This is a genomic window from Streptomyces virginiae (assembly GCF_040638905.1).
GTDB lineage: Bacteria > Actinomycetota > Actinomycetes > Streptomycetales > Streptomycetaceae > Streptomyces > Streptomyces virginiae_B.
In genome coordinates, this window is sequence record NZ_JBEZYV010000045.1 from 1 (window position 1) to 23,536 (window position 23,536).

Consider the following 23,536-nt stretch of genomic DNA (forward strand, 5'->3'; position numbering starts at 1 on the left):
CGCAGTTCGCGGACAGCCCGCGCACCCCGAAGGTCCACGAGTGGGTCGACTTCCGGTCGGCCGCGCATGCCAGCGCGGTCGGCAAGTGCCTGCTGACGCAGCTCGACCTGAACGGGAGGCGCGACCATCTGTCCCGGCACAAGATCGCCCGGCTCACGTCGAAGACGATCGTGAACGAGCGGATCCTCTTCTCCAAGCTGGACTCGCAGCCGGCCACCGTTCCCATGCTCGACCTGCAGGAATACGCCGTGGGCACGGTCTGCGCGGCCGTCCCGATCACGGCGGGCGCCTCGGTCGGCTGCCTGGCGCTGTCGATGCCGGTCGAGCACGCACACCGGCTGCGGGCCGCGGCCGACACCCTGAACCGGAAGGCCGCACCGCTGCTGCTGTCGCTCACGCTCTAGCGGGGCGGGACGGTTCTGGGTCCTGGACGCGGGCCCTGGACACGGGCCCGGAAAACACTTCGGGCGGTTCCCGGTGAACCGGAAACCGCCCGAAGGACAGGTGCGCCGCCAGGGACTCGAACCCCGGACCCGCTGATTAAGAGTCAGCTGCTCTAACCAACTGAGCTAGCGGCGCCTGCTGACAGAGAAAATACTACCTGGTCCGCAGGGGTGCTCCAAACCATTACCGGCGGTGGCGCGGGTGGGCCGCTGGGCGGGGCTGGATCTGGCGCGGAGGCTCGGGGGCAGCGCCCCCGCAACGGCGGCGCGGCCTCAGCGGTGCAGGAGGTCGAGGCGGCCCTGGGCCTCGTACCGCGCCAGGAGGGCCGACATCGCCGACGGGGTCAGCGGGGTGTAGCCCCCGGCAGGGGATCGGTGCCAGACGGGGTCGGCGCAGCGGAAGCCGGTGCGGCGGAGGGCCACTCGGTGGACCTTGTTCGTCGCGGTGACCGGCAGCTCCGGGACGATGCGGACGTAGCGCGGGGCCGCCTTCGTGCCCAGGTCCGGCTGGCGGGAGAGGAAGGCGTCGAAGGCCTCCGGGGAGAACACCGCGCCGTCGCGGAGCGAGAGGGCCGCCATCACCTGGTCGCCGGCCACCTCGTCGGGAACCCCGTAGACGGCGACCGCCGTCACGTCCGGCCAGCGGGCGAGGATGTTCTCGATCACCGCCGCGGCGAGGTTCTCGCTGTCGACGCGGAGCCGGTCGTCGGTGCGGCCGGCGAAATAGAGGAAGCCGGCGGGGTCGCGGAAGAAGAGGTCGCCGGTCCAGTACCAGCCGTCCCGGGTGCGGTCGGCTTCCGCGTCCGGGTTGCGCCAGTAGCCCTCGAACAGGCTGCGGCCCCGGTTGACGAGTTCGCCGATCGCGGCGGAGCCGTTGAGCAGGCGACCGTCCCCGTCCAGGACGGCCGGAGGGCATTCCCGGCCCGTCTCCGGGTCGATCACCGCCAGGTCGTCGCCCGCGCCGGCCCGACCCAGGGCGCCCGGCGGGGTGTCCGGGGTGCGCTGGACCGAGGCGCCGCCCTCGGTGGCGCCGTAGCCCTCCACCAAGCGGACGCCGAAGCGCTCGGCGAAGCGGGCGGCGTCCACGGGTCCGGCCTCGGTGCCGAATCCGAGCCGCAGGCTGTGGGAGTGGTCGTCGGGGCGGGGCTCGGTGGCCAGGAGGTACTGGATCGCCCGGCCGACGTAGGTGAAGTAGGTGGCGCCGTAGGCCTGCACGTCGTCCAGGAACGCCGAGGCGGAGAAACGCCGGCGCAGCGCGACCGCGGCGCCGCCGACGAGGGCGGGGAGCCAGTCGGCGATGACGGCGTTGCCGTGGAAGAGCGGCATGCAGACGTAGTGGGCGTCGTCCGGGCCGACGGAGAACTGCCGTGCCAGTGAGGCGCCGGCTGCCGCGAGCCGGCCCTGGCTGCAGACGGCGGCCTTGGGGGCGCCGGTGGAGCCGGAGGTGAAGTAGAGGAGGAGGCGGGAGTCGGGGGCGGGCGCGCGCAGGGCCGCTTCGCCGGGTTCGGCGGCGGCGTAGGGCGCGAGGAGGGCCTCGTACTCCTCGGTGCCGGTGACCAGGATGCGGACGCCGGGCAGTTCGAGGCCGCGCAGCAGCGGCAGGTGGGCGGGCTCGGTGATCAGGAGACGGCAGTCGGTGTGCAGGATGTCGCGGGCCAGTTCGGGGCCGCGCCGGGTGGGGTTGATCCCGGCGACGGCGGCCCCGGCGAGGGCCGCCGCGCCGAGCCAGAACGGGAACTCGGGGGTGTTGTCGAGCAGGACCCCGAGGTGCGGTTCGGCCCCGGCGGGCATGAGGTCGACGAGGAGCGCGGCGCGTGCGGCGGCTTCCTGGGCGTTCCGGTGGTGGGTGAGGACGTGCCGTTCGCCGTCCTCGTACATCAGCCCGGGCCGGTGGTCGCCCCATTGGCGCGCTATGAGCTCCGCGACGGTTTCGGGTGCTGTCGTCGTCGTCCGCATGCCGCCGGAGACTAGCTGACGTATCGTCAGAATTGAACGTCCGAGCAGGCGTAGAAGGCCATCGGGGTGTCGTTGACGGTCCAGACCGCCAGGATCAGGTGCCGACCGGTCCTGCCGCCCGGCATGGCGCCCTGGTGGACGGTGGTCATGGAGGGGCGGGCGCCGTTGTAGGCGACGGTGAGGAAGGGCTGGGGTTCGAGGTCGGCGCGGGTGAGGGCCTTGGTGCCGGTCCAGCCGTTCTTGGTGACGTAGTACTTGAAGTCGGTGGTGGAGTGGTTGGCGGTGAACTGCCACCGGAAGGCGTAGCTCTGGCCGCTGGTCACCTTGGTGGCGGGCCAGGCGCCGCCGCGCGGGTTGTCGAGCTCGGCGAACTGCGAGAGTCCGCCGGAACAGATCTTGCCGTCGGCGGGGCCGGCGGCCGGGAAGCCCTTGAAGCCTTCGACGCTCTGCGGCTCCCACTGGATCGCGCCGCAGTCGGAGACGGTCTTGTTGGCGCAGAGCTTCTGGCGGCTGATGGGGGTGTCGGTGTAGCCGTGGCTGCTGGCGGTGGGGGCGCCGAGGAGGGTGACGCCGGCGACGAGGCCGAGGCCGAGCGCGGCGATGCCGGCCCTTCTGGGGATTCCAGGCATTCCGGGCATGCGGATGGGACGCATGATGCTCCTTGAACGTGGGGGGAGTTCGTCGAGCGCGCGCGTATGGGGATTCAGGTCTAGACCAAGTTCCAGATTATTGACGAGAGTTGGCCATGTCCATACCAATGAGGAAACGGGTGGTCCGGTCACTTCCGGCCACCCGTTCCCGTTGCGCGATGCGGATCGCGTTACTCGCTGCGCCCCGTGTAGAAGGCGACCGTGAGGTCCTTCACCAGGGCCTTGCGCTCGTAGTCGTCGAGCTCGACGAGTCCGCGCGAGGTCAGCCGGTGGACGGTGTCGTCGACGGCGTCCACCACCGACGTCAGCACGGTGTCCCGGTGCTTGGCGTCGATCGCGGCGACCCGGCGGCGCCGCATGGCCTCGGCGACCTCGGGCGCGTACTCGATCCGGGTCGGCTGGGCCGAGTACACCTCCACACCGACCGCCTCGGTCTCGGCCGCCAGCATCCGGGTCAGCGCGTCGCCGACGGCCTCGGCGTCGCGCAGGGTCGGGGCGTCCTCGTGGAAGGCGTCCGCCGGGAGCTGGGACAGCACACGGGCCATGGCCGACTCGACCTGCTCGGCGAGGTACTCGGTGTGGTCCGCGACGGCGAGCGTGGCCCGGGCGGTGTCCTTGACCTGCCAGACGACCTGGACGACGACCTGGAGGGCGAGGCCGCCGGAGTCGACGGCGGGCATCGGTTCGCTGCGCCAGTGGCGCAGGCGTACGTCGACCCGGCGGCGCAGCAGGAGTGGACTGACCCAGGTCAGGCCGGTACGGCGGACCGTGCCGCGGTAGCGGCCGAAGAGGGTGAGCACCCAGGCGTGGCCGGTGCGGGCCCGGCCGAGGCCGCCGAGCGCGACGAGGGCGACGATGCCGAGGAAGGCGAGCGGGGGCCAGTGGGTGGCGCGCAGGCCGTGGTAGGCGCGGGGTGCCGCGCCGAAGGCGGCGACGAGGGGGGCGGGGACGACCCCGGCCCGCCAGAGCACGGCCGTGCAGCCGGCGAGGGCGAGGCCGCCGACGGCGACGCCGACCCAGCCGGGCAGCACCGGGCCGCGGTGCTCCCGGAGGCGGTCGTCGCCACGGGGGACCCGGCGGCCGGGGGCGGGGTGCGCCGGGGCGGTGGGTCTGCGCTTGGGGGCGGACTCCGGGCGGGGGGTGGACGCGTCGCCGCGGAAGGGGAGGTGCACCGGTACGTCGGTGACGGCGGTACCGCGGTGTGGGGCGACGAGGCGCGGGGCGACGACGTGCGGCAGGTCCAGCGTGTCGTCCTCCCCGATGCCGCGTGCCACCGCCTGGGCGACGATCTCGGCCACGCCGGGCCCGGGTACGCCCGAATGCGCCGCGTCGGCGGGGTTCCGCGGCCGCGGGGTGGCGGGCTCCTCGTGCTGCGGGTGCGGGATGTCGAGGCTCGCCCCGGCCCCGGCCCAGGTCGATGCGTGGACCGGCTCGGGCTCGACCTGCCCGCGCGCGGCGGGCACGGCCGGATCGCCGGCCCGAGCCCCGGCGATGCGCGGCCCGGCCTCAGCCGGAACACCCTTCGCCTCCGCGGACGGGACCGCCTGCGGCTGCGCCGCCGGGGACGAAGCGTGCGCGGCGGCCGCCGACGGACCGGACACGCCTTCGCCTTCCGGCTCCGCCGCCCGCGGCGGTGCCTGCGCACCGAACGGTGCGGTCCGCGACTCGGCCACCCGAAGCGGGGCATCCGCGGTGCGCGCCGCGGACCCGGGCACCGGGCCGGAGGCCCCGCCGTCCTGCGACCTCGCCGGTGCGACCGCCGAACGGGAGCCCGCCTGGGCTGCCGCCCGGCCGGACACCGCTTCGCCCTCCGGCTCCGCCGAAGCGGGCATGGCCTGCGGCTCCGCCGCCCGCGGTGGTGCCTGCGCACCGAACGGTGCGGTCCGCGACTCGGGCGCCCGAAGCGGGGCATCCGCGGCGCGCGCCGCGGACCCGGGCACCGGGCCGGAGGCCCCGCCGCCCTCCGACCTCGCCGGTGCGACCGCCGAACGGAAGCCCGCCTGGGCTGCCGCCCGGCCGGACACCGCTTCGCCCTCCGGCTCCGCCGAAGCGGAGTCCGAAGCAGGCACGGCCTGCGGCTCCGCCGCCCGCGGCGGTGCCTGCGCACCGAACGGTGCGGTCCGCGACTCGGCCACCCGAAGCGGGGCATCCGCGGCGCGCGCCGCGGACCCGGGCACCGGGCCGGAGGCCCCGCCGCCCTCCGACCTCGCCGGTGCGACCGCCGAACGGAAGCCCGCCTGGGCTGCCGCCCGGCCGGACACCGCTTCGCCCTCCGGCTCCGCCGAAGCGGGCACGGCCTGCGGCTCCGCCGCCCGCGGCGGTGCCTGCGCACCGAACGGTGCGGTCCGCGACTCGGGCGCCCGAAGCGGGGCATCCGCGGTGCGCGCCGCGGACCCGGGCACCGGGCCGGAGGCCCCGCCGTCCTGCGACCTCGCCGGTGCGACCGCCGAACGGGAGCCCGTCCCGGGCTGCGGCTGCGCCGACCGGGGTGAGGGCTGCGCGTCGAGCGCCGCGGGCGCGGGCTCCGTCCGGTCTCGTTCCGTCGGCTCGGAGTGCGGCGCGGGAAACCCCGCCGGCCGGGGCGAAGCGTGCGCGCCGAACGGCCCGGGGCGCAGCGCCGGCGCGGGGTGCGGTACGGACAGCCCGGGCGGGTCGGAGGCCGGGACGGCCGCCCGCTCCGCCTCTCCGGGCGACGGCTCCCCCGTCGACGCCGGGACGGCGTGCGGGGCGAGCGCGGCCGGCGGCTCCGCAGCCCGGGGCGGTGCCACTCCGGCCGGCGCCGGGACGGAAGCCGGGGCGGCCTCCCCCGTCGGCGCGCTGCCGTGCGTGGCGGGCACGGCCGCTGCCGGGGCGGCGTACGGGGCAGGTGTCGCCCCGGCGGATGAGGCCGGGCCGGCCGACGCCGACGCCGGTACCGACGCCGCGTGGGACGCGGAGGGCCGAGCGGGCACGGCCGGTCCTGAGACGGCGTGCAGGGCCGCAACGGCAGACGCCTGCGCCGCACCGGGCGACGCCGGAGCCGCCGTCGGGGCGGCACCCACGTCCGTCGCGCGGGGCGCGGAGGGCCGGGTGGGCGCGGTCGGCGGTTCCGCACCGCGCGGCGACGGTTCCGGCGACGGGGACGGGGAGGGGACGGTGGGTGTCGCCTCCGCCGCCCCGGGCCGGGGCCTCGTCGGCGCGGGGTGGGCGGCGATCGCCCAGCCGAAGGTGGTGGCGGCTGTTGCGGCGGCGGCGGGGGACACATGGAGGGTGCCCGTCGTCGAGGTGGTGCGCGTGGGGAACATCGTTACCTCCGTCATGCGAAAAGCCGGCGCCAGGTTTCCGGGCCCGGGTAGCCGTTGGCCGCGGCCCCGCGCCAGCCCTGCGCGCGCTGGAAGGCCTCGACGTTGCGGCGGTCCGCCTCGCTCCAGCGGGCGTCCGGGTCGGACGTGTAGTACTTGCCGAAGCCCTTCTTCACCAGCTGCCGGCCGAGGGCCTCGACGGCCGGGTGGGCGTGGCCCGGGCGGAACACCGCCGCCCCGGGGTAGGCCCGTACGCCTCCCGGTCCGGGCGCCGCGCCCACCGTCGGCGGGATGTTCCTGCCCTGCTTGTCGACGAGCAGGCGCCAGGTGTGCGCGCCCGGGATGCCGTCGGCGTCGGCGCCCGTCCAGCCCTGCGCGCGCTGGAAGGCCTGGGTGGCGAGCCTGTCGTGATCGTTCCACGTCCGGTCGGCCACCCCCTTGGGGTAGAACCGGTACGCGCCGCGCTCGATCAGCATCCGCCCCAGCTGCGCCACGTGGTCGTTGGTGGCGCCCCGCGCGAACTTGTCCGCGCCGGGGAAGGTCTTGGCGGCGTCGCCCGGCCTGGGTCCCGCCGCCGGCGCTTCGGGGACGGGCGCGGGGGCGGGGACGGCGCCCGGGACCTGCGGGACGATGCCGCCCGTCACCCCGTTGAACCGGTACGGGACGTACTTCGCCGCGTTGGCCCAGTACCCGTAGGGCGTGGCCAGCTTCCGCGTCGTGGGGCGCGTCTGCTCGTAGGCGACGTAGTGCGTGCGCGTCTGGTCGACCCAGCCGCCGAAGAGGACCACGTGCGAGCCGTTGTTGGGGTCGGCCGGGTTGTGGAAGAGCAGCATGTCCCCCGGCAGCAGCTCATCCTTCGTGATCTTGGTGGCGAACTTGTCGAGGCTGCCGGTCCACTCGTTCGAGCCGAGGTTCCAGGCCATGGAGACGTAGCCGGAGCAGTCCTGCCGGTACCCGTCCGTCCAGTACGCGGACATGCTGTACGGGACCTGCGCGTCCAGCCACAGCTTCGCCCGGTTGATGATCGTCGTGCGGTCGATCCGCTTCACGGCCCCGGGCCGGCCCGGGGCGCCGGGGTTCCCCGGCCTGCCCTTCGGGCCGTGCAGGGGGGTGCGGCCGCCCTGCGGGCTGCCGGGGTCGTCGAGGGCCACCGGCCCGGTGGCAGGCGCGCTCAGGGCGACCGCCGTACCCCCGCCCCCGCCGAGGACCACACCGGCGGCGGTGGCCAGGACCAGCGCCCGCCGCGCCCCGCGCGCGGCGGGGTGCCCCCCGTCCCGGAGCGGTATGGCACGGGCCCGGGCGAGGGCACGGCGGCGCTGGGCGCATCCCCGGCACACGCAGTCGCCCGCGGGCTCGTACTCCTCGAAAGCGGGCATCGGCATCTGCACATGCGTCGGGGGCTGCATCGTCATGCGGTTCCGTCCACTCCCCTGCTGTTCCAGTGGTCGACCGGGGCCGCACCTGATAAAGCATCAGATGCGGTCGGCGCAGACATATCGTGCACGATAAACCCCTCAAACATGGGTTAATCGGACAAGGCGGGCGTGGCTGGTCACGACCACCCGGAGAGGTGGGGTAGAGTTTTCCCTGTCAGCAAGCGCCGCTAGCTCAGTTGGTTAGAGCAGCTGACTCTTAATCAGCGGGTCCGGGGTTCGAGTCCCTGGCGGCGCACAGACGGAGGAAGCCCCTCACAGCGAAAGCTGTGAGGGGCTTCTTCGTTCCCACCGATTGCCGATGTCACGCCGACGTGCCCGGCCGGACTCCTACGCCCGTCAGGTAGGCGGAGACCACCACGTTCGCCGTGTACTCCTTGGCCGCCTTGTCGTAGGTGCCTCCGCAGGTCACCAGCCGCAGCTCCGCGCGGCCCGCGACCCGCGGGCCGTACGCCTTGTGCGCGTCGAAGGCCGCGCGCTCGTAGACCCGTACGTCCTCGATCGTGAACTCGGCGACGGAGCCGTCCGCCCGCGCCACGCGCACCTTGTCACCCGCCTGCGCCGAGCTCAGGCCGTAGAAGACCGCCGGCTTGGACCGCGTGTCCACGTGTCCCACCATCAGCGCCGTCCCCGCCGCCCCCGGCTGCACGCCCCGGCCCCACCAGCCCACCGTGCCCGGGCTGTCGTACGGCGGCGGATCGATCGCGCCGTCCTTGTCCAGGCCCCGGGACACCACCGGGGCCTGGATGCCTATGGACGGCACGTCGACACGCTGCGGCAGGGAACCGGCGACGGGGGCGTGCGCGGCCGGCAGCCCCGCGCCCACCGCCCCGCCGCCCTGCCCGGAGAGCGGGGCCGGCGCCACGGTGAGCTCACGGCCCCACAGCCACAGGCCCAGCACCAGCACCGACCAGGCCGCGAAGGTCAGCAGCCGGCCCCCGGCGGAGGCCTTGGCCTCGTCCGTCCGCCACTCGCTCACGCGACGCCCGTCCCCTCATCCGCCGCTGCGACGCCGGCGCAGGGTCAGCGCCCGGCCGGCGACGGCCAGCGTGGCCACCGCGGCGAGCACGGCACCGATCACCGTGTGCGGCATTCCGGGGCCCTCGCCCCCGTGCTCCTTCTTCGCCGCGGTGGTGACCAGGCCGGGGGCCTGCGCCGGGCGGTCGGCCATGCCGCCGCCGCCCGCGTGGACCGGCCAGATCGGCGAGGCGTGATGGGAGGGGTGCCGGTACTCGGAGATGTGGACCGAACCGGTGAACTTCTCGTCGCCGTCGCAGTACACCCGGACGGCGTGCCATCCGGGCGAGGCGTGCGAGCTGATCATCGCGTCGCCGTAGAGCGGGCTGCGACGCCCGCCGTCCCGCCCGTAGAGGTCGGCGTCGGCCACGAAGACGGAGGACTTGGCCGCTCCGCGGTTGTTGTCACATCCCTGGACACGCAGCTTGACCTGCGCTCCGGGGTGGGCCGGGCTGGGGTCGACGGCGATGCTGCCGCGGTCTTTGCGGTCTCCGCGGTCCTCCTCGCCCGCCAGGGCGGTGGGCGCGGTCACCGCGGAGACCGCCGCCAGGACGGCGGCCACGGCGGCGGTGCGGACAGCGATCGGAACACTGCGCATGGTGAACCTCCTCGACAAGGAGATTCACGCGCGGCGCGGCGCTCCGCATCCGGAGCGGCGCCGTACGTGTCAGCCGTACGCCCCAAACGCGCTACGCCCGGACGGCCGAACCACCCGGGGCGCGCGCACCCGTCAGACGAGGTCGACCAGATCCTTGATCGAGGCGACCGTCTTGGTCGGGCGGTACGGGAACTTCTCGGTGTCCCGCTCGGTGGTCAGACCGGTCAGGACGAGGAAGGTCTGCATGCCCGCCTCCAGACCGGCCAGCACGTCGGTGTCCATCCGGTCGCCGATCATCGCGCTGGTCTCGGAGTGCGCGCCGATGGCGTTGAGCCCGGTCCGCATCATCAGCGGGTTCGGCTTGCCCGCGAAGTACGGCTGCTTGCCGGTCGCCTTGGTGATCAGCGCGGCGACGGCGCCGGTGGCCGGGAGCGGGCCCTCGGTGGAGGGGCCGGTCTCGTCGGGGTTGGTGCAGATGAAGCGGGCGCCGGCGTTGATCAGGCGGACCGCCTTGGTCATGGCCTCGAAGCTGTACGTCCGGGTCTCGCCGAGCACCACGTAGTCGGGCTCGTGGTCGGTCAGGACGTAGCCGATGTCGTGCAGGGCGGTGGTCAGACCGGCCTCGCCGATGACGTACGCCGTGCCGCCCGGGCGCTGGTCGTCGAGGAACTTCGCCGTGGCCAGGGCCGAGGTCCAGATGTTCTCGACGGGGACGTCCAGGCCCATGCGGGACAGGCGGGCCTGGAGGTCGCGGGGGGTGTAGATGGAGTTGTTGGTCAGCACCAGGAAGGGCTTGCCGGACTCGCGCAGCCGCTTGATGAAGGCATCGGCGCCGGGGATCGGCGTCCCCTCGTGGATGAGGACCCCGTCCATGTCGGTGAGCCACGATTCGATCGGCTTGCGCTCTGCCACTGGACTGCTCTCCGCTCTCGCTGACCTGCGACCTCGACTGCTGGTCTGTACCACCTGTTTCCCCACCCTATCCGGGCCGGGCTGCGGCCGTCCCTGCCGTCCACAGCCCGGACTCCGGGGCGGAGACGGACCAGCGCGTCGAGGGACTCTGCCCTGGCGAGGGCGCGCGTGCTGTTCGCCCGCGACCGCCCACCCGGGGGCGACGAGGGTGGAGTCCAAGGTGCCGGTGTGGGCCTTGTCGTCCCACTCATCGGAGTCGGCCACGGCGAAGACGCCACCGGAGCGGGCGTTCAGCTCGCGTCACTGGTCGCGCTGCGACTGGGTCGAGAACGCGTCGGCCGCGAAGGCCCGGCCTGCCCGTGCGGTGACACCGCCGGTGCCCATCGTGGAGTTGTCGACGGACCAGTCGGCGGGCGGCGTGTGCGTGAAGCCCTTCACCCCGGCCGGGGTGCCCGTCTGTCGTCCACGCGGGCCTGGAGGGCAGGACGTACGGTGCCGAAGGGGTCGCTGTCCGGACCGCTCGACGGGACGCCGTCAATGCCGAAGGTGCTGAGCCGCCCTGGGCGAGCGCGGTCGCGGCCACGTCGGCCGGCTTGACGTCGTCACCGACTGAACCGGCCGGCGCCCGGCGCCTTCGGCGATGACGAAGGTGCCGTGCTCGGCGATCGTGGAGCCGCCGTGGCCGCCGGCGGGGGTGTGGCCGGAGCGCCGCAGGCGGCCTTCCAGGAGCAGTTCGCGCAGGGCATGCCGGACGGCCTCGCGGGACACCTCGTACCGGTCGGCCGGATCCCGCTCGGTGGGCAGCGTCCCTCGACGGACTCGGCGATCCGGGCCTTGAGGGCGGGGCGCTTGGGGATGCCTCCGTGCTCGGGCATGCCGGACCGTTGTCTGGTTGGGGGGTACCCGGGTAACAGGGCTTGGGGGTTACGGGTGGGGCGGCCGAGGTCAGTCGCTGCGGGAGGGAGTACGGGCGCGGAGCCGGCGCGCACCGAGCAGGAGTCCGCCACCGGCGGTGAGGGCGGCCACGGCCCCCGCCCCGTACCCCCATTCCCGGGGACCGGTGTGGGCGAGGGAGCCCGCCTCGACGGAATCCTCGGACTGCTCGACGGAGAAGCGGTAGCCGCCCGCCTCGCCGACCCAGTCCCCGTCGTCACCCTTGCGCTGGACGAGCGCGGCGTCGGCGACGACCTCACCGGTGGGGGCGTCGGGGGCGAAGGCGAGGGTGACCTTGACGGTCCGGGTGCCGCCGGGGCCGACGGTGAAGCCGGGGAAGGCGTCGCCGCCGTCGAAGACGGCGATGATCTCGTCCCGGTCGCTGAGTTCCAGCCCGGCGGGCAGGATGCCGCCCGGGGCCTCGAACTCCATCCGCAGGTGCGCGGGGCGCAGGGCGCGGGCCTTGTCGGTGAGGACGACGAGGGGGTGGATGGCCGTGCACTCGGAGTTCGTGGTGTTGGTCAGGTCCAGGAACCAGGTCTGCGGCTCGCCGCCGGTGCGGTACACGGCCGGACCGCCGCGGATGCGCGCCCCGATGGGGAAGGCGGAACTCTTGCCGTCCCCGCAGGTGGCCTTGACGCGGGACGGAAACGCGGGAGCGGGGCGGGCACCGCCGCCGGTGCCGATGTCCGCACCGGCGGGGGATGCGGTGGTGGCGGCCAGGGCGGCGGAGAGGAAGGCGGTGAGGGCAAGGGCTTTGCGCAGTCGCATGGAAGACCTTCGCTACTCGCCGGACAGGACGATCGTCGGACGAGGTGATCATCACCCCGGCCTGCCCGCACCCTGCCACGCACGCGCGAGCCCTCACCGCGCACCACGCCTGAGTCATCCCGGTTTACGCCCGAACAGCCCAGGGGTCAAATCCACCCTCCCCAGCCCGCCCGAGCCCGGCCGCCCCGTGCAGCCCCGCCGCGCCCTCCGCCTCGCCGCATCCTCCAGCCCCGCCGGCGTTTGAGGCGCGGGGCCCGGGGCGGAGCCCCGATCCTTCAGCCCCGCCGGCGTTTGAGGCGCGGGGCCCGGGGCGGAGCCCCGATCCTTCAGCCCCGCCGGCGTTTGAGGCGCGGGGGCTCGGGGGCAGCGCCCCCGCAACGGCGCGGCACCCGGCACAGGCATGGGCAGCGGCACCGGCATAGGCACCGGCACCGGCACCGGCACCGGCACCAACCCCGCCCACCCTCACCCCACCCGCCCGAACAACGGCGCCAGCGTCATCTCCGCCGCCCCCTCCGCCACACCCGCCCCCGCCAGGGCGACCACCGGCCTGGCCGGATCCAGCGCGCGGGCCGCAAGAACGGCTCCGACACCGGCCACGAAGACGTCCGGCGCCGCCGCCACCACCCGCCCACCGAGCAGCACACGGTCCACGTCCAGCAGCGCGACCAGGTTGGCCGCGGCCTCGCCCACGATCCGTGCCGCCTCGGGAAGATCGCCTCGGGCCACCGCCGCCAGGCACAGCACCTCCACGCAGCCGCGCGCCCCGCACCGGCACGGCGGGCCGTCCAGCAGGAGCACCTGATGGCCGAACTCCCCCGCCGCCGAGCGGACACCCCGGTAGACCCCGCCGCCCAGCCACAGTCCCGCGCCTAGCCCGGTCCCGACGTGCAGGTACACGCAAGTACGGGGCCCACCGCCGGCAAGGACATCGCCACCCGCACCCGGGCCGACGCCCGCCTCCGGCCAGGTCGCCCGGAGCCACGCCCCGGCGGCCGCGGCCGCACCGGCGTTCGTGTCCTTGTCCAGCAGCACCGGCAGGCCCAGCCGCCCCTCCAGCACCCCCTTGAGCGGGAAGCCCTTCCAGCTCGGGAACCCCGTCACCCGACCCATCACCCCGGCCCGGTGGTCGAGCGGCCCCGGCGCGGCCACGCCGACCCCCACGAGCGGCGGTCCGGCCTGGCCGCCGACCCGCGCGACCGCTCGTACGACCGCCTCCACCGCCGCCTCCGGTCCGGCCGCGAAGTCGATCGGGCCGCTGCTCTCGGCGACGACGCGGCCCGCCAGGTCCACCCGTACCGCCCTGAGCTCGTCGCGGTCCAGGTGCACTCCCACCGAGTGCCGCGCATCGGGCACCAGCCGGAGCAGAGTGCGCGGCTTGCCGCCGGTGGACGCGGCGCGGCCCGCCTCCGCGATCAGGCCGTCCGCGCCGAGCCGCGCCGTGATCTTGCTGACGGCCTGCGGGGTGAGTCCCGTACGGACGGCGAGTTCCGTGCGGCCCAGGCCCACCGGTCCGGCGCCGCGCAGCAGCTCCAGTACCAGCGCGTCGTTGTGGCCGCGCAGCGCGGGCAGGTTCACCCCGCCACGCCGACCGTGCGCATCCCCGTGTCCGCCGTGACCGCTGTTCCCGCTACCACTGTCCACCGCCCCATTGTCCACCCTCCTTGCACTTCGGCAACACTGTTGCCAAAGTAGTGCCCATGAGCACCCCCGCCCCCACCGCACCATCCTCCCCGCTCCGCGTCGGCGTCATCGGCTACGGACTCGCCGGTTCCGTCTTCCACGCCCCCCTGGTGGCCGCCACGGACGGACTCGTCCTCGACACGGTCGTCACCTCCGACCCGGCCCGGCAGGCCCAGGCGCGCGCCGAATTCCCCGACGTCCACACCGCCGCCACCGCCGACGAGCTGTGGCAGCGCGACCTCGACCTCGTCGTGATCGCCTCGCCCAACAAGACGCACGTCCCGCTCGCCACCACCGCCCTCGAAGCCGGCCTGCCGGTGGTCGTGGACAAGCCGCTCGCCGCCACCGCCGCCGAGGCCCGGGCGCTCGCCGCCCTGGCGGACCGGCGCGGAACCTTCCTCTCCGTCTTCCAGAACCGCCGCTGGGACAACGACTTCCTCACCCTGCGCCGTCTCATCGCCGACGACGAACTCGGCGAGATCCAGCGCTTCGAGTCCCGCTTCGAGCGCTGGCGCCCGCAGCTGAAGGGCGGCTGGCGCGAGTCTGGCGCGCCGGAGGAGATCGGCGGCCTGCTGTACGACCTCGGCAGTCACGTCGTCGACCAGGCCCTCGTGCTGTTCGGGCCCGCCGTACGGGTGTACGCGGAGACCGACGCGCGCCGCCCCGGCGCCGAGACCGACGACGACACCTTCATCGCCCTCACCCACGCGAACGGGGTCCGCTCCCACCTCTACGTCAGCGCGACCGCCGCCCAGCTCGGGCCGCGGTTCCGCGTGCTCGGCTCGCGGGCCGGCTACGTCAAGTACGGCCTGGACCCCCAGGAGGGCGCCCTGCGCGAGGGGTTGCGGCCGGACGGGCGGCTGCCCTGGGGCGAGGAGCCCCCGCACCTGTGGGGGCGGGTGGGCTCGGGCGAGTCCCCGCTGACCGGCGGCGGTGCCCCCGTACCGACGGAGCTGGGTGACTACCCGGCGTACTACGCGGCGGTGGAGGCGGCCCTGCGCACGGGCGGGCCGGCCCCGGTCACGGCGCACGAGGCCGCGCACTGCCTCGACGTACTGGAGGCGGCCCGCATGTCGTCCCAGGAGGGCGTGGCGGTCGAGCTTCCCGTCACCACGGTCACCACGGAGCACGGGGAGCACGGGGCCGCGTGACGCCCCAGGGGCACGGGGCCGCGTGACGCCCCGGGCACGGGCACGCGTGACGCCCCGGGCACGGGCACGCGTGACGCCCCGGGCACGGGCACGCGTGACGCCCCGGGCACGGGCACGCGTGACGGGCGGGGCCGCCACGATGGCGGCCCCGCCCGTCCCCTGCTCCTCCTGGACGGCGGCTACGCGCTCTTGAACTCCTGGCGCTGACGGCCGAGCCCCTCGATCTCCAGCTCCACGACGTCGCCGGCCCGCAGGTACGGCTTCGGCTCCGGCTGGCCCATCGCCACACCGGCCGGCGTACCGGTGACGATGACGTCGCCCGGGTACAGGGTCATGAACCGGCTCAGGTACCGGACGACCTCGCCGACCGGGAAGATCTGGTCAGAGGTGTTGCCGTCCTGCTTGAGCTCGCCGTTGACCCACAGCTTCACGTCCAGGAGCTGCGGGTCCGGAATCTCGTCGGCGGTGACCAGCCACGGGCCGAGCGGGGTGAAGGTCTCGCAGTTCTTGCCCTTGTCCCAGGTGCCGCCGCGCTCGATCTGGAACTCGCGCTCGGAGACGTCGTTGACCAGCAGGTAGCCGCCGACGTGCGCCAGGCCCTGCTCCGCGGAGTCGAGGTAGCGGGCGGTGCTGCCGATGACGACGCCGAGCTCGGCCTCCCAGTCGGTCTTCACGCTGCCGCGCGGGATCAGGACGGTGTCGTCGGGGCCGACCACGGTGTCCGCGGCCTTCAGGAAGAGGATCGGCTCGGCCGGCGGCTCCGCGCCGATCTCCGCCGCGTGCCCGAAGTAGTTCAGGCCGATGCCGACGATCTTGCCGATACGGCCGACCGGCGCGCCGATCCGCAGCCCTTCGGCGTCCAGGACCGGAAGCTCACCCGACTCGGCCGCGTCCCGCACCCGGGAGAGCACGGAGTCGTCGGCGAGCACCGCGCCGTCCACATCCGTGATCAGGCCGGACAGGTCCCGCAGGGTCCCGTCCTGGTCGAGCAGCGCGGGGCGCTCCGACCCGACCGGTCCGACACGCAGCAGCTTCATGGGCATTCTCCCGTGGTCGTGGGTGGTCGACCCATGGGCATGCCCCGGGCCGGACGATGGGTTGCGGCCATCGGAGGATTGGTCGATCCTCCAAGATGCCCACCCAATCCGCAAGACCCTGTTCACAGGGTGGAACGCACCGCTCCGCCGGCCCGCCGCCAAGCGACGGACTCGGCGGCGGGCTGGGCGGCTGACTCGGCGGCGGGCTCAGCGGCGGGCTGGGCGGGACTGGGCGACGGCCTCGGCAGCGCGTTCGGCGGCGCGCGCCTTGCGGTGCTCGAGCCATGCGCGCTCCGCCACCGACCAGGCGGTGGTGGTGAGCAGGTAGAGCCCGGCTGCCAGCGGCACCACGGTGGCAGTGATCAGCGTGCCGAAGGACAGCAGGGGCAGTACGCCGCCCAGCTTGCGCACGGCCTCCTGCTGCTCGGCGCTCAGCTCGGGCAGCGCCGCACCCCCGGCGGGCTTCTTCTTCGGGGCGGAGGCAGCAGCGGCCGCGGCCGTCCGCGCGGCCACCGCAGCCGACCGTCGCCCGCGTACGGCACTCCATGCGGCCACCATCGCGATCGCCCCGAACAGCGCGAGGAACACCAGCCCCTGCGCCCCGAACGGGCCGCCCTCCCCGAGCGCCTCGGTCCACCGCGACCCCAGCGGCGCGGCGAACAGCCGGTGGCTCAGCAGCTCGCCCCCCGACGAGAACGCCTGGTACATGAGGAAGAACACCGGCAGCTGCAGCAACAGGGGCAGGCAGCCGGCCACCGGGGTCGCGCCGCGGAAGGCGGCTCTGCTCAGCGGGTGCAGGGCGAGCCGTGCGAGCACGGTGAACAGCACGATCGCGGCAGCGGTCGCGGACTCGGCCAGCGCCGGCTCCAGAAGCCGGCCCAGCTCAGCAACAAGGTGGGTGAAAACGGACACGTGGGCCCTCCGAGGGTCTCGTCGAACGTCGAAAAGAGGTGTGCATTTCGGCGTGACGAGCCGCGAGGGGCGACAACAGTGATCAGTCAGGAGAAGGCGAGAGGTACTGCGCGCCCCTACGCGGCCGTCGGGACGAGACGGCCGGGCGCCCTGGGCCGCGACCGGCCCGAGGCATCGGGATCACGCTGCGGCAGGAACGCCGTGCGCTGCTCGCGATCACGGATCGCGGTGCGTATTCGGTGCGGCGGCACGGGCCGTACGAGCCGTGCGGCGGCGGCCAGCGCCTCGGCGCCCACGGAGACGGCGGCGACGGTCGCGGCGAGGGCGACCACCACGGCGCCCAACCCGCCCTCCCCGGCGAACAGGCCGAGGGCTCCCCCGACCAGCACCAGGAGCGGGAGCAGCACGAAGAGGGCCCGGGCGATCCGGGCGAACGGGACGGCGTCGCGTCGCGGTCCGGCCATACGAACCCCCCTCTCCGCTCGGCGTTCTCGAAACCCTGTTCCCGATCGATGGTAGCCGGGCCCTCCGACAACGGTGGGTGGCGTGGGTGGTCAGGACCTGAGGGTCCCCCAGACCACCAGCCGGTACTTCGAGCTGTACTCGGGCGTGCAGGTGGTCAGCGTGATGTACGCCCCCGGCTCGCTGTAGCCGTACCCCGGCTGCACCAGGCTGCGCGGCACCGGCGCGATCACCCCGGTGTCCCGCTCCGTCGTCTCGCTCAGGGTCTTTCCCACCACGTACGTGTACCGGCGCCCCCGCATGTCGACGATCAGCTCGTCGCCCGCCCGCAGCCGGTTGATGTACCGGAACGGCTCGCCGTGGGTGTTGCGGTGCCCGGCCAGCGCGAAGTTCCCCTGCGCGCCGGGCCCGGCGCTCCCGGGGTACTGCCCGACGTAGCCCTTGTCGAGGACGGCACGCTTGTCGATGCCCTGCGCGACGGGCACGACCAGGCCGAGGCGCGGAATGCGCAGCACGGCGTACGCCCGCTCCCGCACCGCCGACGGCCCGCCGGCGGGCCGGGGCGCAGGCACGGGAGGCGAGGGGGACGAGGAAGCGGAAGAGGAGGAAGCGGCCGATGCGGACGGAGACGGAGCCGGACGCGAAGTAAGGGGCGCCTCGGAAGGGGGAGGACCGGAGTCGGGATCGTCCTCCCAGGCCCGCTCCAGGGCCCGGACCTGCTCCTGCGCCCCGACCGCGGCCTGCCGGTTGGTCCACCACACCTGGTGCACCACCAGTAACAACACCACCACGCCCACGGTGACGGTCAACTCGGCGGTCGCCCACAGGACCCCCACGAGACCGGCCCGGCGCGCCCGCCGGCCCCGCCCCTGAACCACCACACGCATGTGATCCCGCACGGGCGGCACCTTAAGTCCTCCCCCGTCAACTGACCAGCGGCAGTACGGTGTGAACCATGCGCCCCGACACGCCTGCCGAGCACATCGCCGAAGCCGAGCGCCTCATCCGCACGGCGACCCGCTACCCCGAGGACCAGGAGCCCTTGCTCCTCCAGGCCGCGGCCCACCTCGAACTGGCCGACGAGCGGGACCGGGCGAGCGCCCTCTACGACCGACTCCTCTCCTCCTCACCTTCCGACCCCCACCTGATCAAGGCCCTCCAGGCGGCGAACCTCTGGGAGTACGGCCACGAACCCGAGGCCCGCGCCCTCATCTCGGGCATCCGCGCCGCCTCCCCCAAGGACCCGGCCCCGTGGGAGATCATCGCGGAAGCCCTTGAGGCGCACGACGAGTTGGAAGCCTCCGAGGACTGCTTCACCCAGGCCGCCACCCTCCTGATCGCGGATTCGACCCCGCTCACCCCGGCGACCACCGCCCTCCTGACGGGCCGCCACCGGGTACGCCGCCTCCTCGGGCGCCCGCACGACGACTGGGACATGGTCGCCGACACCCGCCACATCGGCCCGATCCCGCTCGACGAGCTCCACGACCCCAAGCGCATCTGGGCCCTGGGCTCCGACGACCCGGCCGAGCTGCGCGCCGAGATCGCCCGCCTGCGCGCCGAACTGGGCGACCGCCGCGCGGCCCTGTCCCGCCCGTTCCCGGTGGCGGTCCTCCACTGGCCGCAGCGCGAACTGTCCGAGCTGCTGACCAGCTACCCGACGCTCGGCTCGGAGTACGCGTCGCACGAGGCCCACCTGCGCGACATCGAGACCTCCCTGCGCGCCCTCGCCGCCTCGGGCACCACCAACCTCGGCATCGTGACGGCGAGCGTCCCCTCGTACGAGGCCTTCGCGGCCTCCGAGAAGACCTCCCCGGCCTCCCCCAGCCTCCTGGCCGAATACGCCACGACCCTCGCGGCCCGCGGCAAGGCCACCCCCTGGCCCCCCACCCCCACCTCCCCCTGCTGGTGCACCTCGGGCAAGCCGTACTCGGAATGCCACGGAACCGGCAACTAGAACCGGGCGAGTCCAGCCCGTAGTCCGCGCGCTCTTGGTTTTGGTTGAGCGCTCGCGAGGCACGCGCAGTGCGTCCGAACCGAGTTGCACACCGGACGCCTTGACCGTCAGGCGGCCCGCCGGGTGCACCTCCCCGGCAGTCGCACGTGGTGCACCACGGAATCTCCTGATCGCGTGGTCGAGGGGACTGGCATCATGCGTGCATGCATGGTGCCGTCCCTTCCTCCGCCGCTGTCTCGGCGCGCATGAGCCGACAGGTCTCGCGCGACACCGCACAGGAGGTCGCGGTTCGCCGTCTTCTGCACGCGGCCGGGCTGCGTTATCGCGTGAATCTGCCGGTGCCCGGCATGCGTCGCCGCACGATCGACATCGCGTTCACGCGCGCAAGGATCGCTGTCTTTCTCGACGGGTGCTTCTGGCACGGCTGCCCCCAGCATGCGACGCGACCGAAGGCGAATGCCGAATGGTGGCGGGCCAAACTCGAGAAGAACATGTCTCGGGACCGCGAAACGACCGCACACCTGGAGGACGCCGGGTGGACGGTGCTGCGGTTCTGGGAGCACGAGCTCCCGGACGAGGTGGCGCGCAAGATCGCGGTGAGTCGTCGGCAAGCGGTGCTGCACCCTGAGCGGTGAGGCTCCGCTAGCGGTCGGCCGTGGCGTAGGTGGTGGCGGCCATTGCGGCGGCTGCCGTGAAGACCGCCGGCCAGGCGCCGATCTTCTTCGCCAGGGGGTGCGAGCCCGCGAAGGCGGCGACGTAGGCCGCGGCCAGCAGGGCCGTCGTCGTCGGCGACGTGCGGCGGTGCCATTCGCGGGCCGCGACGGCGCCCGCCGCCGCGAGGACCACACCGCCGAGCGGCCGCTTCCCGGTCCAGCGGGCGGCGGCGTATCCGCCGACGAGACCGCCCGCGGCTACGAGCGAGGTGGGGAACTGCGCCATGGTGCGGGCCTCCAGCCGTTCGAACGTCACCGGACGAGGCTAACGCGCCCGGCGGGCGAAGCGGCGCGCGGCCGCCACTGCCAGCACGACGGCGGCCCCGCCCAGGACGTTGTCCGGGAGCGCGTCCTGCAGGGCCCGCGGGAGCACGGCCATGACCCCCAGGATCACGAAGAACGCCACCGCGCAGGCGGCCAGACCCATCAGGGCTCTGCTCACGAGGTTGTTGCGCACGCCGGGCTCAACGCCCGGCCGGGCGGGTCGATACGGGTGGCCCACGACACCGTACGGAAGTCGGATTTGTCGCACACCCTCCGGATCTGCGGACCTCCCCTCCGGGGAACGTCACGGGCGTAGATTCGGTCTTCGATAGGGGCGATCCGACCCAAGCCACCCAAGCCGGCCCAAGGAGCTGCAAACGTGATCTGTTACGGACCGGCCGTCCTCGACCTGACGGACGAGCTCGCCGACACCTACGGCGAGGTCTTCTCCGCCCCGCCGTGGAACGAAGATGAAGAAACCATTCGCCAGTTCGCCGTCCGACTGCAGGCCGACAGCCGGCGCGCCGGCTTCCGCACCGCCTTCGCGCAGTCGCCCCTCGGCGTCGACGGATTCGCCACCGCCTGGCTGACACCCCGCACCTTCCCCGCGGACCGCGGCTACGGACAGGTCACCGCACAGCTCGGCCGGCAGCGCGTACGGGAGCTCCTCGTCGGCGCCCTGGAGATCGACGAGCTCGCCGTACGCCCGCACGCGCGCGGGCACGGCACCGGGCGCGCTCTGCTCGCGGAGATCACCGCCGACGCCCCCGACGACCGGGCCTGGCTGCTGACCGCCCGCGTGGCCACCGACACCGTGGCCACCTACCACCGGCTCGGCTGGCACGAGGTCAAGCCGCTGCCCGGCACGGAGAACGGCGTCGTCGTCTTCCTCGCCCCGAACCACCCTTCGGCCTGAGCGTCGGCCGCCCGCCACCGGGCATACCGGGGGCATGATCACTCGTATCGCCCAGCGCCAGCTGAACATGGCCACCCACCACCAGCTCCGCCAGGCCGGCATCCCGGCCGCCACCATCAGCGGCCGCAGCCGCCGGGGAGGACCCTGGCAACGGCTCCTCCCACGGGTGTACCTCCTGCAGACCGGCCCACCCGACACCCGGCAGCAGGCCCTCGCCACCGTCCTCTACGCCGCCCCGCTCACCGCGGACCCGCTCTCCGGCACCGCCGCCGCACTCACCGGCGGCGCGGCCCTCGCACTCCTCGGCATCCGCGACGCGCCACCCGAACCACTGGACGTACTCGTCCGCGCTCCACGGTCGGTGGCGGCCACCGGCCGCGTCCGGCCCTTCTCGACCGCGCGTTGGCCCGCGACCATCACCATCGCCGGGGTGCCCAGCACCCGACCGGTCCGGGCGGCCACCGACTTCGCGGCCCGTACGGACGACTCCGACCTGGTGCGCTCCGTCCTCGCGAACGTCGTCCAGGGCGGCTGGTGCCACCCGCACGACCTGCACGCCGAACTGCGCGCCGGCCGGGTCCGGCACCGCCCGGCCGTCCGGACGGCGGCCGCCGAGCTGGTCGCCGGAGTCCGGTCGATCGCCGAGGGCCGCGCACGCGACAGCCTGACGGCCACGGACCTGCCCGCTCCGCTGTGGAACGCCCGGCTCTACGGACCCGACGGGGCCTTCCTCGCCCGCCCGGACGCGTACTGGCCGGAGGAGGGCGTCGCTCTGGAGATCGACTCCGCCGAGTACCACTACACGCGCGACTCCTGGCAGGCCACGCTGCGCCGGAGACTGCGCATGGAGGCCCGCGGCGTCCTGGTGGTCAGTACGACGCCCGGGATCCTGCGAGAGGAACCGGCCGACCTGATCGCCGCGCTCCGCGCGCTCCTCGCCCTGGGCGCCGCCCGCCCCGCCCCACCCCGCGTCACCGCCCGCGGCCACGCCCAGCTGGAGCTGCCGCTCCCCAGATCCACCGGGACGCCGTAGGGGTGGCTCTAGGCGCCGAGGGCGCGCGACACCGTGTGGATCAGCAGGCCGGCCAGGGCGCCGACCACCGTGCCGTTGATACGGATGAACTGCAGGTCGCGGCCGATGTGGGCCTCGATCTTGCGGGAGGTGTGCTCGGCGTCCCAGGCCGCCACCGTGTCGGTGATCAGCGAGGTGATCTCCCTGCGGTAGGTGGTGACGACGTAGACGACCGCGCCCTCGATCCAGCCCTCCACCTTCGCCTGCAGGCGGCCGTCGGTGGCCAGGCGCGCGCCCAGCGAGATCAGCGAGGCGCGGACCCGCAGGCGCAGCTCGCTCTGCTCGTCCTCTGCCGTCGAGATGATCATCGAGCGGATCGCGGACCAGGCGGAGGCGATGACGTCCTGGACCTCGTCCCGGGCCAGGATCTCCGACTTGAGGCGCTCCACGCGTGCGCGCGTCGCCGTGTCCGACTGGAGGTCGGCCGCGAAGTCCCGCAGGAAACGGTCCACCGCCGCCCGCGCCGGATGCTCGGGCATGTCCCGCATCTCCGTGACGAAGCGGAGCAGCTCCTTGTAGACGCGCTCGCCCACCTTGCGGTCCACGAACCGCGGGGTCCAGCCGGGGGCGCCGCCCTGGACGGCGTCCGTGATCGAGTCCCCGTGGGTGATCAGCCAGTCGTGGGCCTTGGCGCAGACGAGGTCGACGGCGCGGCGGTGGCCGCCGTCGGCGACGATCTTCTGCAGGGTCTTGCCCAGGCCCGGCGCGATCTCGGCGGACTCGGCGCGCCGGGTGATGGCCTCGCCGACGACGGCCTGCACGTCGGAGTCGCGCAGGACGGTCAGCGCGCCGCGCAGGGCGGTGGCCAGTTCGGCCGTGACGCGGTCGGCGTGCGCGGGCTCGGCCAGCCAGGCGCCCAGGCGGCCGCCGATACCGAGGGCGTGGAGGCGGGTACGGACCACGTCGGAGGAGAGGAAGTTCTCGCCGACGAACTCGCCGAGAGTGGCGCCGAACTGGTCCTTCTTGGTCGGGATGATCGCCGTGTGCGGGATCGGCAGGCCGAGCGGCCGCTTGAAGAGGGCGGTGACGGCGAACCAGTCCGCGAGCGCGCCGACCATGCCGGCCTCCGCGGCGGCGGCGACGTAGCCGGCCCAGGCGCCGGCGCCCCAGGCGTGCTCGGCGTAGGTGGCCAGGACGTAGACCAGCGCCACCAGGAGCAGCAGGCCGGTCGCGATGGTCTTCATCCGGCGGACGCCGCGGCGGCGCTCCTCGTCGACGGCGTTGAACACGAACGCTCCGCGGGCGGGGGGCGATGGGGGTGGTGCCGCCGGCGCGGCGGTGCCTCCGGCCGTGCGGCCGGCTGTGCCGCCAGCTGGGTTGCGGTTGTCCACGTGGTCCTGCCTTCCCCCGGGGGCGCCGGTTTTGTCTGCATAGC

Annotated in this window: 23 protein-coding genes and 2 tRNA genes; 7 read left to right on the top strand and 18 right to left on the bottom strand. The window is 74.2% G+C overall.

From position 1 onward, the window contains the following. Window positions 1-404: IclR family transcriptional regulator domain-containing protein (locus AB0F82_RS34565; protein WP_362634844.1), on the top strand; the 404-nt coding region annotated here is incomplete at its 5' end. A 101-nt stretch (window positions 405-505) separates the two neighbouring features. Here AB0F82_RS34565 and AB0F82_RS34570 read toward each other — a convergent pair. From AB0F82_RS34570 to AB0F82_RS34590, 5 genes are all read right to left on the bottom strand, one after another. Next, a tRNA-Lys gene (locus AB0F82_RS34570) sits at window positions 506-579 on the bottom strand. Between the two features lie 137 nt (window positions 580-716). Beyond that, on the bottom strand, window positions 717-2,399 hold the full coding sequence (locus AB0F82_RS34575; protein WP_362634847.1) for an AMP-binding protein: 1,683 nt from the start codon (window positions 2,397-2,399) through the stop codon (window positions 717-719). 26 nt (window positions 2,400-2,425) lie between these two features. Further along, the gene (locus AB0F82_RS34580; RefSeq protein WP_436842245.1) at window positions 2,426-3,028 is read right to left on the bottom strand and encodes a lytic polysaccharide monooxygenase auxiliary activity family 9 protein; all 603 of its coding nucleotides are present in this window, start codon (window positions 3,026-3,028) and stop codon (window positions 2,426-2,428) included. A 191-nt stretch (window positions 3,029-3,219) separates the two neighbouring features. Further along, window positions 3,220-4,650 carry an SPFH domain-containing protein gene (locus tag AB0F82_RS34585; protein WP_362634851.1) on the bottom strand — a complete coding sequence of 477 codons (1,431 nt, stop codon included), beginning with the start codon at window positions 4,648-4,650 and terminating at the stop codon, window positions 3,220-3,222. 1,694 nt (window positions 4,651-6,344) lie between these two features. Beyond that, complete coding sequence (locus tag AB0F82_RS34590; RefSeq protein WP_362634923.1) at window positions 6,345-7,712, bottom strand: peptidoglycan-binding protein; 1,368 nt, start codon at window positions 7,710-7,712, stop codon at window positions 6,345-6,347. 215 nt (window positions 7,713-7,927) lie between these two features. Between AB0F82_RS34590 and AB0F82_RS34595 the strand changes: the two genes are divergently transcribed. Further along, a tRNA-Lys gene (locus AB0F82_RS34595) sits at window positions 7,928-8,001 on the top strand. A 66-nt stretch (window positions 8,002-8,067) separates the two neighbouring features. Here the strand turns inward: AB0F82_RS34595 and AB0F82_RS34600 are convergent. From AB0F82_RS34600 to AB0F82_RS34630, 6 genes are all read right to left on the bottom strand, one after another. Then, on the bottom strand, window positions 8,068-8,742 hold the full coding sequence (locus tag AB0F82_RS34600; RefSeq protein WP_362634853.1) for a class F sortase: 675 nt from the start codon (window positions 8,740-8,742) through the stop codon (window positions 8,068-8,070). A 15-nt stretch (window positions 8,743-8,757) separates the two neighbouring features. Then, on the bottom strand, window positions 8,758-9,378 hold the full coding sequence (locus AB0F82_RS34605; RefSeq protein ID WP_356813893.1) for a hypothetical protein: 621 nt from the start codon (window positions 9,376-9,378) through the stop codon (window positions 8,758-8,760). 132 nt (window positions 9,379-9,510) lie between these two features. Further along, window positions 9,511-10,290: an HAD-IIA family hydrolase gene (locus AB0F82_RS34610; RefSeq protein ID WP_362634856.1), complete on the bottom strand. Its 780-nt coding sequence runs from the start codon at window positions 10,288-10,290 to the stop codon at window positions 9,511-9,513. A gap of 300 nt (window positions 10,291-10,590) precedes the next feature. Beyond that, window positions 10,591-10,728, bottom strand: a complete 138-nt coding sequence (locus AB0F82_RS34615; protein WP_362634858.1) for a hypothetical protein — start codon at window positions 10,726-10,728, stop codon at window positions 10,591-10,593. A gap of 507 nt (window positions 10,729-11,235) precedes the next feature. Next, window positions 11,236-11,994 carry a hypothetical protein gene (locus tag AB0F82_RS34625; RefSeq protein ID WP_362634859.1) on the bottom strand — a complete coding sequence of 253 codons (759 nt, stop codon included), beginning with the start codon at window positions 11,992-11,994 and terminating at the stop codon, window positions 11,236-11,238. A 465-nt stretch (window positions 11,995-12,459) separates the two neighbouring features. Then, window positions 12,460-13,638: an ROK family transcriptional regulator gene (locus tag AB0F82_RS34630; RefSeq protein WP_362634861.1), complete on the bottom strand. Its 1,179-nt coding sequence runs from the start codon at window positions 13,636-13,638 to the stop codon at window positions 12,460-12,462. Between the two features lie 56 nt (window positions 13,639-13,694). On the opposite strand from AB0F82_RS34630, the gene AB0F82_RS34635 reads away from it, so the two are divergent. Next, window positions 13,695-14,828 carry a Gfo/Idh/MocA family protein gene (locus tag AB0F82_RS34635; protein ID WP_356813897.1) on the top strand — a complete coding sequence of 378 codons (1,134 nt, stop codon included), beginning with the start codon at window positions 13,695-13,697 and terminating at the stop codon, window positions 14,826-14,828. A 179-nt stretch (window positions 14,829-15,007) separates the two neighbouring features. On the opposite strand, the gene AB0F82_RS34640 is transcribed toward AB0F82_RS34635, so the two are convergent. The 4 genes from AB0F82_RS34640 to AB0F82_RS34655 all read right to left on the bottom strand — a co-directional run bounded on the left by AB0F82_RS34640 (window position 15,008) and on the right by AB0F82_RS34655 (window position 18,138). Further along, window positions 15,008-15,865 carry a fumarylacetoacetate hydrolase family protein gene (locus AB0F82_RS34640; protein ID WP_362634863.1) on the bottom strand — a complete coding sequence of 286 codons (858 nt, stop codon included), beginning with the start codon at window positions 15,863-15,865 and terminating at the stop codon, window positions 15,008-15,010. Window positions 15,866-16,072: 207 nt separating this feature from the next. Further along, a complete protein-coding gene (locus tag AB0F82_RS34645) occupies window positions 16,073-16,777 on the bottom strand; it encodes a YidC/Oxa1 family membrane protein insertase (protein ID WP_362634866.1) in 705 nt (234 codons plus the stop codon). 116 nt (window positions 16,778-16,893) lie between these two features. Continuing rightward, window positions 16,894-17,241 carry a DUF6412 domain-containing protein gene (locus tag AB0F82_RS34650; RefSeq protein ID WP_362634868.1) on the bottom strand — a complete coding sequence of 116 codons (348 nt, stop codon included), beginning with the start codon at window positions 17,239-17,241 and terminating at the stop codon, window positions 16,894-16,896. Between the two features lie 90 nt (window positions 17,242-17,331). Next, window positions 17,332-18,138 (bottom strand): class E sortase, encoded by an 807-nt coding sequence (locus tag AB0F82_RS34655; protein ID WP_362634871.1) that lies wholly within the window; start codon window positions 18,136-18,138, stop codon window positions 17,332-17,334. 56 nt (window positions 18,139-18,194) lie between these two features. Between AB0F82_RS34655 and AB0F82_RS34660 the strand changes: the two genes are divergently transcribed. Next, window positions 18,195-19,196, top strand: coding sequence for an SEC-C domain-containing protein (locus AB0F82_RS34660; protein ID WP_362634874.1), 1,002 nt, complete (start codon window positions 18,195-18,197; stop codon window positions 19,194-19,196). A 203-nt stretch (window positions 19,197-19,399) separates the two neighbouring features. Beyond that, complete coding sequence (locus AB0F82_RS34665) at window positions 19,400-19,831, top strand: very short patch repair endonuclease (RefSeq protein ID WP_362634876.1); 432 nt, start codon at window positions 19,400-19,402, stop codon at window positions 19,829-19,831. 7 nt (window positions 19,832-19,838) lie between these two features. Here the strand turns inward: AB0F82_RS34665 and AB0F82_RS34670 are convergent, their stop codons facing one another. Both AB0F82_RS34670 and AB0F82_RS34675 read right to left on the bottom strand, forming a co-directional pair. Then, on the bottom strand, window positions 19,839-20,135 hold the full coding sequence (locus AB0F82_RS34670; protein WP_362634926.1) for a hypothetical protein: 297 nt from the start codon (window positions 20,133-20,135) through the stop codon (window positions 19,839-19,841). Window positions 20,136-20,174: 39 nt separating this feature from the next. Continuing rightward, entirely contained in the window at window positions 20,175-20,366 is a 192-nt protein-coding gene (locus AB0F82_RS34675) for a hypothetical protein (protein WP_356813904.1), read from the bottom strand. 186 nt (window positions 20,367-20,552) lie between these two features. On the opposite strand from AB0F82_RS34675, the gene AB0F82_RS34680 reads away from it, so the two are divergent. Together AB0F82_RS34680 and AB0F82_RS34685 are read left to right on the top strand one after the other, a co-directional pair. Further along, window positions 20,553-21,089 (top strand): GNAT family N-acetyltransferase, encoded by a 537-nt coding sequence (locus AB0F82_RS34680; RefSeq protein ID WP_356813905.1) that lies wholly within the window; start codon window positions 20,553-20,555, stop codon window positions 21,087-21,089. 34 nt (window positions 21,090-21,123) lie between these two features. Further along, window positions 21,124-22,122, top strand: a complete 999-nt coding sequence (locus AB0F82_RS34685; RefSeq protein WP_362634878.1) for a hypothetical protein — start codon at window positions 21,124-21,126, stop codon at window positions 22,120-22,122. A gap of 8 nt (window positions 22,123-22,130) precedes the next feature. Here AB0F82_RS34685 and AB0F82_RS34690 read toward each other — a convergent pair whose 3' ends face one another. Next, window positions 22,131-23,492: a DUF445 domain-containing protein gene (locus AB0F82_RS34690; protein ID WP_436842243.1), complete on the bottom strand. Its 1,362-nt coding sequence runs from the start codon at window positions 23,490-23,492 to the stop codon at window positions 22,131-22,133. Window positions 23,493-23,536 lie beyond the last annotated feature (44 nt).

Coding starts and splice junctions, on each gene's coding strand:
- AB0F82_RS34575 (WP_362634847.1), bottom strand. CDS start 2,399: ATGCGGACGACGACGACAGCACCCGAAACCGTCGCGGAGCTCATAGCG.
- AB0F82_RS34580 (WP_436842245.1), bottom strand. CDS start 3,028: ATGCCTGGAATCCCCAGAAGGGCCGGCATCGCCGCGCTCGGCCTCGGC.
- AB0F82_RS34590 (WP_362634923.1), bottom strand. CDS start 7,712: ATGCCGATGCCCGCTTTCGAGGAGTACGAGCCCGCGGGCGACTGCGTG.
- AB0F82_RS34605 (WP_356813893.1), bottom strand. CDS start 9,378: ATGCGCAGTGTTCCGATCGCTGTCCGCACCGCCGCCGTGGCCGCCGTC.
- AB0F82_RS34625 (WP_362634859.1), bottom strand. CDS start 11,994: ATGCGACTGCGCAAAGCCCTTGCCCTCACCGCCTTCCTCTCCGCCGCC.
- AB0F82_RS34635 (WP_356813897.1), top strand. CDS start 13,695: ATGAGCACCCCCGCCCCCACCGCACCATCCTCCCCGCTCCGCGTCGGC.
- AB0F82_RS34640 (WP_362634863.1), bottom strand. CDS start 15,865: ATGAAGCTGCTGCGTGTCGGACCGGTCGGGTCGGAGCGCCCCGCGCTG.
- AB0F82_RS34650 (WP_362634868.1), bottom strand. CDS start 17,241: ATGGCCGGACCGCGACGCGACGCCGTCCCGTTCGCCCGGATCGCCCGG.
- AB0F82_RS34660 (WP_362634874.1), top strand. CDS start 18,195: ATGCGCCCCGACACGCCTGCCGAGCACATCGCCGAAGCCGAGCGCCTC.
- AB0F82_RS34665 (WP_362634876.1), top strand. CDS start 19,400: ATGCATGGTGCCGTCCCTTCCTCCGCCGCTGTCTCGGCGCGCATGAGC.
- AB0F82_RS34670 (WP_362634926.1), bottom strand. CDS start 20,135: ATGGCGCAGTTCCCCACCTCGCTCGTAGCCGCGGGCGGTCTCGTCGGC.
- AB0F82_RS34685 (WP_362634878.1), top strand. CDS start 21,124: ATGATCACTCGTATCGCCCAGCGCCAGCTGAACATGGCCACCCACCAC.